This is a genomic window from Pseudoalteromonas sp. MMG013 (assembly GCF_018100885.1).
GTDB classification, from domain to species: Bacteria; Pseudomonadota; Gammaproteobacteria; order Enterobacterales; family Alteromonadaceae; genus Pseudoalteromonas; species Pseudoalteromonas aurantia.
On the sequence record NZ_JAGJEE010000056.1, the window covers coordinates 1 to 10,197 of the forward strand.

9 protein-coding genes are annotated in these 10,197 nt (G+C 38.8%); 8 read left to right on the forward strand and 1 reads right to left on the reverse strand.

The annotated features are described in order from the left end of the window. The 7 genes from J8L98_RS24125 to J8L98_RS24155 all read left to right on the forward strand — a co-directional run. Nucleotides 1-349: hypothetical protein (locus tag J8L98_RS24125; protein ID WP_210998602.1), on the forward strand; the 349-nt coding region annotated here is incomplete at its 5' end. Nucleotides 350-881: 532 nt separating this feature from the next. Further along, nucleotides 882-1,667, forward strand: coding sequence for a DUF2071 domain-containing protein (locus tag J8L98_RS24130; RefSeq protein WP_210998604.1), 786 nt, complete (start codon nt 882-884; stop codon nt 1,665-1,667). A gap of 287 nt (nt 1,668-1,954) precedes the next feature. Next, entirely contained in the window at nt 1,955-2,179 is a 225-nt protein-coding gene (locus J8L98_RS24135) for a hypothetical protein (RefSeq protein WP_210998606.1), read from the forward strand. A 438-nt stretch (nt 2,180-2,617) separates the two neighbouring features. Further along, nucleotides 2,618-3,037 (forward strand): AraC family transcriptional regulator, encoded by a 420-nt coding sequence (locus J8L98_RS24140; RefSeq protein ID WP_210998608.1) that lies wholly within the window; start codon nt 2,618-2,620, stop codon nt 3,035-3,037. 70 nt (nt 3,038-3,107) lie between these two features. Continuing rightward, complete coding sequence (locus J8L98_RS24145) at nt 3,108-3,515, forward strand: VOC family protein (RefSeq protein WP_210998610.1); 408 nt, start codon at nt 3,108-3,110, stop codon at nt 3,513-3,515. An 838-nt stretch (nt 3,516-4,353) separates the two neighbouring features. Then, entirely contained in the window at nt 4,354-6,414 is a 2,061-nt protein-coding gene (locus tag J8L98_RS24150) for an ATP-binding protein (protein WP_210998611.1), read from the forward strand. 371 nt (nt 6,415-6,785) lie between these two features. After that, the gene (locus J8L98_RS24155; protein ID WP_247682686.1) at nt 6,786-7,736 is read left to right on the forward strand and encodes an RDD family protein; all 951 of its coding nucleotides are present in this window, start codon (nt 6,786-6,788) and stop codon (nt 7,734-7,736) included. A 284-nt stretch (nt 7,737-8,020) separates the two neighbouring features. Here the strand turns inward: J8L98_RS24155 and J8L98_RS24160 are convergent, their stop codons facing one another. Beyond that, nucleotides 8,021-8,881 (reverse strand): hypothetical protein, encoded by an 861-nt coding sequence (locus tag J8L98_RS24160; RefSeq protein WP_210998612.1) that lies wholly within the window; start codon nt 8,879-8,881, stop codon nt 8,021-8,023. Between the two features lie 341 nt (nt 8,882-9,222). Between J8L98_RS24160 and J8L98_RS24165 the strand changes: the two genes are divergently transcribed. After that, nucleotides 9,223-10,056 carry a DUF6279 family lipoprotein gene (locus tag J8L98_RS24165; protein WP_210998613.1) on the forward strand — a complete coding sequence of 278 codons (834 nt, stop codon included), beginning with the start codon at nt 9,223-9,225 and terminating at the stop codon, nt 10,054-10,056. Nucleotides 10,057-10,197: the final 141 nt, after the last annotated feature.

Consider the following 10,197-nt stretch of genomic DNA (forward strand, 5'->3'; position numbering starts at 1 on the left):
TGGCTCGTTATACGTATTGAGAGTTTTGATGAAGTCTGCAATTTCAGTATTACAAAATCATCTAGTAGAGCTAGATAAGAAGATCGAATTTGGTTCACTGGAAGAGAAAGCGGAACATATCGGCATAATCTTACAAATTAAAGACTCTATCGCCCAATTGAATCTCTGTGAAAAACATGGCATTACTGGTGGCTCATTGGTAAATGTTCTTCCTGAGACTGCAACCATTGAACATCAATTTGTAGTTGCGTATCAAAATGAATCAACAAATCCTGAAAATTGGGAAGAAGTATTATTCAATAACAGGCAAATATGGTTTTCATCCGGAGACCTCGTCGTTCGGAAATAAATACGTATAACACATATGAGCCTTAACTCTGTCAATAGGCACTAGTGTTCTTTTTGGCCGTTTTTATACAGTGACGGCCAACTCTAAATCAATAAGCAAATTCGTTTATTTCATCGGTCGATGTGGCTGTTAAGCAAGTTGCTTACGGCAAACACATAGTGAGGCTCTCTTATTGCTGCCTACTTTTGTCCACTTCCTTATGGATTCGCAGGAACACTATGCTTAAATGGATTTAGGCAGTAGAGCGAAGCAGGATGCCAGAGCCGAGACATTCATTGGTTAACCTCATCATGGCACTATTCAAGGCGGCTGGTTTCATTATTGTGATCCAGTTAGTTTCAGGCTCAAGTCAGGTGTAAGTGACTTTGCATATTGTATTCATACGCGCGTACTGAGCATCTTGAAAATCGAAGTGGAAAGCCACTAAACGATTGAATCAAAATAGGAACTCGGCTATGGTTGAGGCATCAATAAAAAATAAATTAAAACGAGTAATTCTACAGGCTCGTTATATTTCAAGGATGGCTCGGCGTTGGATTCATTAAAATTAAACGATTTTCTTCACCCAAGACCTTCTCCTAAATGGATTGATGTTCTCTGTAAATTACAACATTTTGCGATCATCACCTACGCAGTTGATCCTTCAAGGTTTGATGGGCTTTTTCCTGAGCGTTTTAAACTAGATACTTTAAAAATTAATGGTGAAGAAAAAGCTTTAATTTCCGTAGTTCCTTTTATCGATGTAGATTTTACATCTGCGGTTATGCCATTTCCTAAGTTCACAATGGGACAAACAAACTATCGAATTTATATTATCGATCAAGAAACAAATGAGCGATGCGTTTGGTTTCTTGGTACAACTTTAGATTCATGGACACTTGCAGTACCAAGACTTTGTTGGAATTTACCTTGGTATAGTGGTGAAGTTAAATTTGAATGTGAATATGATGAACCACAACAAAGATACCGTAAATACAAAATGACGACAGAAGCCACTTGGGCTCCAGCTAATGTTGAATTAACACAAACCAAAGACTCCAAAATTGAATTGTCAGGCTTCCCTGATACAGAAACGGGTCTAGTATACCTAACGCACCCTTTAGCTGGTTTTTATTATCGTCGAGATGGTAAATTAGGTACGTATAGGGTGTGGCACAAGCAATTAGAAGTATCTTCTGCAAACCTTAAGTTTGCTAGTTTTGGTTTACTATCTCGCTTAGGTTTAGTCACTCAAGAGGAACAACAAACCCCTCATAGTGTACTAATTGAACCGATTAATGAATTTACTATTTATTTACCGCCAAAAGTGGTGAAATAGAAATATATCAAGCAATTACAGCGGAACTTTTTACAGTTTGCTCGGTTCCGCTTCGCTTCACATTTTAGCCAACTATTATTCACCGCTTAAGGCGGCGTTGAGTATTTTTCACGTTGAGGAGTCAAGTTGAGCAATCCATTTCATTTATTATTTGTTGTTCCTGAGTTACGTTTATCAGAAGAGTTTTATGTCAACTTTCTCGGCTGTAAAAAAGCAGGGATACAGGAAAATGGATAGATATTATCTTTTTTGGCCACCAATTAACTCTTCATCAAGAAACTGAAACTATGAAAGCTCAATCTATAGACCATTTTGGTGTCATTTTAGAAAAAGCAGAATGGTTGTCTATTATTCAAAAGGTTGAAGTTGATACTTTACCATTTGTTCTTCCACCTAACGAAAAAACCAATGATGATAATAGCGAATCAGGTAAATTTATTATCAATGATCCTGCAGGTAATTTAATAGAATTCAAATTTTATAAAAAGTCACCTTTAATTATGGTGTCATAAATACATAACAAGGATTTTAAGCGGTACTGCTATTAGTTTACAGGGCTTTCACTTCGCTATACATTTTAGAAAGTTATTATCCGCCCCTGAATAGGCTATATGATCTCCTCGTTATCAAGCAATAACACTTTCTGCCTTAAAAGTTTGTCTCCCGCAACTATGAGTGGTGAACTTCTTATTGGAGTTCCCCTATAATTACATCTAAATGCATGTTGAAGTAAACGGTCGTTGGATAATGACTTTTTGCAAATCGACAACAGCACATGTTCTATTGGGGGGATTATCCAGTTCCCGTAAAATGAGTATTTGTATTTATTTTAACTTTATATTAATTTGACAGTATGAAACGGAGTACTTGCTTAATTTTAACGCTTGAGAATGAAGAGAGTACCCAGCAAAAAAGTTGTTATATTTTATGTAGATTAATGAGTATATTTTATGGCTACAAACTATAAATTTGAAAGACTGAATGCTGGCAGAGATTATATTGCTGATAACTATGACGCTCCGCTTAGCTTATCTGGTATGGCAACATATTCATATATGTCCCCTTACCATTTTTTGCGTGTTTTCAAGAATACTTATGGAGAAACGCCTAACGAATTCTTGATTCGTCTTAGAGTTGAGCAAGCTAAGAGGATGCTTATTACTGAAAACTTTAGTGTCTCAGAAATTTGCGAGAAAGTGGGTTATACAAGCCTTGGTAGTTTTTCTTCATTATTTTTAAAACAAGTTGGTATGGCGCCTACGGTGTATCGTCGTAAGCTTTGGGCTTTGTCTGCAGAATCGTATCGCTTTCCATCACAGGCTATACCGGCATGTTATGCGTATAATTTTTTAGGGAAATCGACTAATTGAGCAATATTGGAGAAATATCATTGTGATTATTTCTATAGAATAAAGAGACATTAAAACAAGGAGTATTGAGATGATCACATCCATAGCACACACCACAATATATGTACTGAATCAGGATGAAGCACTTGATTTTTATAAAAATAAGCTCGGGTTCGAAGTCGGTGATGACATGAAAGTAGAAGGCGATTTCCGATGGCTAACGGTATATCCGAAATCTAATTCACACCTTCAGTTGGTATTGGCAGAGCCAAAAGAGGGACCAATGTTCACTAAAGATTCTGCCGAAAAGATACGAAGTTTGATCGAAGAGGGCGCATTTGGGGCGGGTGTTTTCGAAACTGAAAATTGCCAAAAGACGTACGAAGAGCTTGTTGCTAAAGGAGTGGAGTTTATGCAGCCACCGACAGAGCAGCTTTATGGCGTGGAAGCTATGGGCATAGACAACTCTGGTAACTGGTTTAGCTTGGTTCAACGATAAAATACAACAAGTAAAGTCAGCTTGGTGCCGTTAACGGCATCTTGCTTTAGGCATTGGTATGGTCGCCTATTGTCAAATTTATGCACACAGCTTCAAGGCGTGTTGGTCACAAAACGTGAATGAACAAATTAATCAAAATGACGTCAAACGCTTTGCTTGCACTCACTTTTATAAGTAAATAAAAAGGGCAGATATAAAATACAGGGATCTTATGTGCGCGCCTTTATATTGTTTATTGGGTCAAATCATGGACCCTGAAACCAGTTCAGGGCGACGGAGGTTGAAACAAACTCAGGGCGGCAGGATTGAAACCAGCTCAGTGCGACTGAGATTGAAACCAGCTCAGTGCGACTGAGATTGAAACCAGTTCAGGGCGACTGAGATTGAAACCAGTTCAGGGCGACTGAGGTTGAAACAAACTCAGGGCGGTAGAGGTTGAAACCAGCTCAGTGCGACGGAGATTGACACTAGGTCATGGCGACGGAGGTTGAAACCAGCTCAGGGCGGCAGGATTGAAACCAGCTCAGGGCGGCAGGATTGAAACCAGCTCAGTACGACTGAGATTGAAACCAGTTCAGAGAGACGAAGATTGACACTAGTTCAGGACGACGGAGGTGACAAAGTTTATGTGCCGCCATACGACCGTGTCGATGATGAGTTGTAGTGGGGCGTTTTTACTACGGTGAATACTTCGCCCACGCACTAAACTAAGCTTTGTCAACGAGTTTCAATGTTGAGTGACCGAAATATAGTGTCGGTCGGGGGGAATGAGCAGCGCCTTTATTTTGGGTGAAATCACACCGTGTGGCCTAACAAAAACTTTATGTGAGCTTTTGCTATGCTTACAAAGGGTGAGGCTTATTCTATGGTGTTGGCTTTGTATAAAATATGGTGCTTCTTTATTGTATTTTTTTGTACTACTTGTGTTGCTTCTACGCCGTTTTCTGAAGGGGAATTTAGCCAGATTAGTCAACATATCCACTATCTTAATGGCGACTCCCCACTTAAGGCGATAGCGGAAATCGAAAGAATAAAAAAGGAAGAAGGAAATAAGCTAACTCTGAGACAGCGTATCAGGTTGAAATACGCTAAAACATGGGCATTAGTTTTGGTTGACCGCCTTGAAGAGGCATTGAGAGAACTTGCACAGTGCAAAGTTTTGGATGCAGAATTAGAAGAGTCATTATTGTTTTTTTATTATGGACTAACTGCCACTATTTTCAACCGAATAGAAATGTATGAGCTTGCCCTTGAGCATTACCTCGATGGTTATCGAATTTCTATCGACAATGAACGAGATGTTGATATTAGATTAGCAGAGAACAATATTGGTACTGTTTATCTAGCTATGGGACATTTGCAGCAAGCTGAGCATTATTTTGATTTGTTTTATCAAGATGCACTTGAGCGAAAAGACGACCCGATGAGCAGTCTTGCGTTAACCAATTTAGGTAAACTTGCTTTTGTAAGAGGAAATACAGAGCTAGCCTACAGGCACTTTCAGGGTGCGCTTGAAACACAAAAAGCCATCAACTTTAATTACTTTTCGTCAGAGTCACATTATTACCTAGGTAAAATATATCGACAACGCGGGCAAGTAAATAATGCGCTTACCCATTTGAACACCGCAATAAATATCGCCAAAGAGTCAGATAGCTTGTCTTACAGTATCGCGCCCATAATAGAAAAAGCACGCCTTCTGTTGGATCTAGAACGATATGAACAAGCACTGAAAGATGTTAAGCAATCAATTAGTATGGCGATTAAATTTAAGCGTCATAAATCGTTAGCTGAAGCCTATTTACTGCAAGCGTCAATTTATACACAGTTGCAGCAGTTTGATTTGGCCTTAAAGGCAACCAAACAATATGCTGATGTGAAAGTAACGCTTTCTGAATGGCAGTCTAAAGTGAGTGTTGCTTACTACCTTGCTGAAGTCGATGTAACCAGCAAAGAACTCGATATTGCTAATTTAACTAAAGAAAATCTCATTCGAGAGTTGAACAATAAAGCCATAAAGCGTCAGTTTATACTTTTTGTTGTGGCCGCAGCGGTAATTGCTGGGTTATTGGTTTTCTTTCTTCATAGAATTCGTGGGAAAAATCAGTTACAGGCGAAAACACTCAAAAAACTTAAAGAAACCCAGCAGCAATTAATTGAAGCGGAAAAGCTCTCTGCATTGACAATCATAGTGTCTGGGATGGCACATCAACTGAATACCCCCCTTGGTATTGTGGTGACTTCAACGTCTATAGTGACCGAACGTCTGCAATACATTAAATGTGCAATAAACGAGAAAAAGTTAACGCAAAAAATGCTTTCTGACTTTATTGAACAATCTGCAGACGCATTAATCTTGGTAAGAAACAACAGTAGCAAGGCAGCAGGTTTAGTTGAGAAATTTAAATTAATTGCAACAACATTAACAGGGATGAAATCAACATCGATTGATTTACGTGCGTTTATTAATGATAAGCTTGCTGGACTATTAGGTAAATATAAGTGTGGAGTAACGACAAATATTGAGGGTGACACCGTGCACATTGAGGGGTACCCTGAATTATTATTAAATGCCTTGGATCAACTCGTTGATAATTCAGTTCATCACGGGTTTTCGCAAAGAAGTGACAACCAAATTAACATAACCATCGATGTAAAAGAGGGGTGGGTGACAATAACGTACGAAGATAACGGGGTAGGCATAGAAAAGGATCAATTAAGTCAAATATTCACGCCGTTTTATACCTCGAGTATTCAAGATGGTAACTTGGGGATTGGTCTGAATATTGTTTATAACTCAATTGCCGTGTTGATGGGAGGTGAAGTGTCTGCGCAACCTACAGTGCAAGGGGCTAAGTTTGTGATGGAGTTTAGCCAAGTTATAAAAGAGGCTGAGTAGTTGGCTGTGGGTTTTGCTACTAGATAGAAATACACGTATAGATTTCTGGTATAGTTAGGAGTGTTTACCATTGTTTATGCATTCATGTGACAAGAGCAATCTATGCTTAAATTAATTTTTCTGCAACGCCTAATTACAATTTGATAGCACGGTGTGTACGCCGTGCTTTTTTATGTGTTGTGGATAGTCATGTATATAGGTAGCGGGACAGAGCTTTAAATATAGGTGGGTGCAGGTTAGTGTGAGGGAGCATATCGAGTTTTGTATTTATAATAGGGATAGCTTTCTATGCCGTTCTGGGTAAAGACTACCAGCACCTCATCGGTCAAGTGCATCATAGAGATTTTAAATATTGTAGTAAGGATTAAGTTTTGCAAGAAGTACAAGAAAAATGGGTTTGTGGTTTTTGGCGAAGAATCGGGGCCTTATTTATTGACACTCTGATTTTAGGCGTCTTGGGGTATGTTTTAGGGTTATTTCTGGAAGATACCTTTGTTCAGCTTGGTGGTTGGGGGAAGTTAATTGGTTTTACTATATCAATTATATATTTTGGCGTTATGAATAGCTCTTTTTCAAATGGCCAAACAATTGGTAAGAAAATATTAAACATCAAAGTCATGGATTCATCTAGTTCAACCATTAGCCTACCTAAGTCTTTCTTGAGGTATAGCTTCCTCACAGTTCCATTTTCACTTAGTGGAGTACAGATCACGAACGAAGCATTGAGCCCATACTTAATGTACCCGTTATCATTTGTTATATTTGGTGGCTTATTTTCAATTTCTTACTTATATATTTTTAACCGTGTAACACGACAGTCATTACATGATCTTGCGGTAGGCAGTTATGTGGTAAACGTGGGAGTGAGTTCTAAAACATTGCCTTCAGTGTGGAGACCTCACTTAGCTGTAGTTGCAGGGTTATTCATCACCTCAGTCCTAGTACCAGTATTTACTTCTGACATAGCTAAATCGGAACCTTTCAAAGGTTTGTTAGTAACTCAGCAGGCAATAAACGACAACGAATTAGTAAAATATGCAGGAGTAACAGAAGGCTCAACTAGTTTTAACTCATCTGACTCAGGTAGCAAAACAACGACATATGTGAATACTCGAGCGTTCCTATATAAAAATAACGTTGATGATTCTGATGTCGCAAAACAATTGGCTCAGATCATAATTAAAAATTACCCAGAGTCATTAAATAAAGATTGGGTTCGAGTGACACTTATCTACGGTTATGATATTGGTATTACATCAAAGTGGAATAGTCACAATCACCAGTTTAACCCACATGAATTAGCAGGTTCGAAGTCATTGTAATCTAACCTCACCAGAACATTTGACTCCCAGCCTCTACACTGAACTAGAGGCTGGAAGTTCACTGATGGAAAAGTTAAGAGTTGAAGGTAGTTTAGCGAAGTCATCGAGTCGCGTATCTCTTTTAGAAATAGCGGCTTATGTTATTACCACATGGGTGTGAAAGTAGATAAACATACAGCCCATGATTGGTCAGATAATGAAGTAACGATAAGTTACCCCCTTACTGCTTAAAGTAAACAGCCAGCTTAACTGGCCACTTATTTTATCGAGTGAAGCTCACACGTTTATTCTGTCGCATTACAACCTTTACCAGGTTCATTGCTACATACAACATCGGTGATTGTGACTGTGCCTGTTGGAAGCGGGTTACCGTTTAGGGTTACGGCAACTCCTGATGCGAGCATGTGGTTGAGAATACGTTGCAATGCATCGCTTACACCTCTGGCTCTGTAGCCGATATAGTTATGTGATTCGTGTAAGCGGATCCCTTTATCTCGCCCTGAATCAATAATGGGCTCAAACATGACCGACACGTCACCATTTAAGTTTTTTATTATACCTTTAAACATAAAGGCATAAGTCGTGCCATCGCTAGGAAAGTGCACATTAACCGCGAGGTTAACTGTCAGCGCTTGATTTACTATAGCGGTGCCTAAACTGACTGATGCAGACGTAATGGCACCGGCTATATTACCTGTAAAGTAGTCACTCAGCGCTGTTTTAATCGCTGCCTTTTGTGGTGCATACTTAGCAACCGTATGAGCCGTGTTAATATCTGAATATGCCCCTAAGAATGGTCGTAAATGCTCGATGTTTACGCTACCTTGAGCTAAGTCTTCAATTGTATTTTTGGCGTTTCGAACATGTGTTACACCCGCTCTAATAGACTCTTTTACAGGAATAGCCCAATACATGACCAAGCCTTCTTCACGCTCAGTTTGATAAGCGCTCACTTTATTATTATGTATATCAATAATATGTACTTTACCACCATTGGGAGCATATTGAATTGCACGGTTTTGCATTTGTTGTTCAGAACATGCATTACAGACAGCAATCATATCACTAGCAAAACTAAACGAACTAAGAAGGGTGCTGCTGACAGCAAACGAGACGACAACGACAGTTGAAAATAATTTCTTCATGGTATTTCCTTATAAATTGAAGATTAAGTGGCACATCAGTGTGCACAAAATTAACTTTAGCTTGCTTTATGAGAGGGTCAAGTAGAAATTGACGCCGTTTTTAGCAAACTTAAATTGACGACCAAAGGGACGCCTTTTGAATTAAAGCTGTACTTAGTGCTTGTAGATTCATTGATTGGTTTTCTTATTCTGAGCATCCTACTGAAGCGCTACAATGAAACTATTGTCGTCACAATGCTTTATTCATAAATATTTTGTAATACTTTTAAACACTTTTTTAATCTGTTTTTGCTAAGTAGGCGTATAAACTGAAGTCATAAAATGCTTCGAGTGGCTTAACAATGAGAAAAATAATTATATTACTTGCGCTATTAACAGTTGCGGGGTGTTCTACTAAATTCGCATACCGAAATGCAAGTTGGCTCACCTATTGGTATTTAGATGACTATATTTCACTGACGGATGATCAAGAAGCGCGTTTTGACGAACGTTTACAGCTTTGGTTAAGTTGGCACAAAGCCGAGGAACTTGATAAATATATTGCTCACTTTAATGAAATAAAAGCAGATGTTGAAGCCGATAACATGTCTGTGCAGCGCATAGAGTTTCACCAAAACAGATTGCGCGCGCATTGGTATCGAGTCAGAGATACATTAGCGCCTGATTTGGCTGCAATGGCACCCATGTTAACTCAAGAGCAAGTGAACACGCTTTTTTCTGAGTTGGCTGAATCAGAATTAGAATCGATAAAAAAGCGTCAAAAGCGCTCGGTACAAAAACGTAAAAAACGGTGGCTGAATGACCAAGAAAATAATTTAGAACGTTGGTTAGGTAACCTCAATGACAGGCAAGAAGACTTGATAGTCGCATTGTACGACAAACAGCAGACGACTGCTGACTTGAGAGCTGAATACCGAACCCATTATCAAGCTCAACTCAAGGCCCTATTGGCAAAGCCTAGTACAGATAAACAATTTGAAACTGGTTTGGTAAAGTTACTCAAAGAGCCTGAACAGTTTAGAAGTGCGGAGTTAGCTGAGCGCATTGCCCACAATAGACATCAACGTAATCAGTTTTTAGCTGAGGTTTATCAGAGTTTGTCTGAGAAGCAACATCGTCATTTAATAAAAGAGTTAGAAGAACTGATTGATGACTTTACCTCATTAAAAAAATAACGAATACAGCAGCGGCTGAAAACTTAAAAATAGGTGGCTATTTATCAGTTTATTTCATTTAACTACTGAGCAATGTTAAGTCATAAATATAGTGAATAATTAGGTGGTAATAAAGGTTTGGTTTGCTTTTTTGTTGTCATG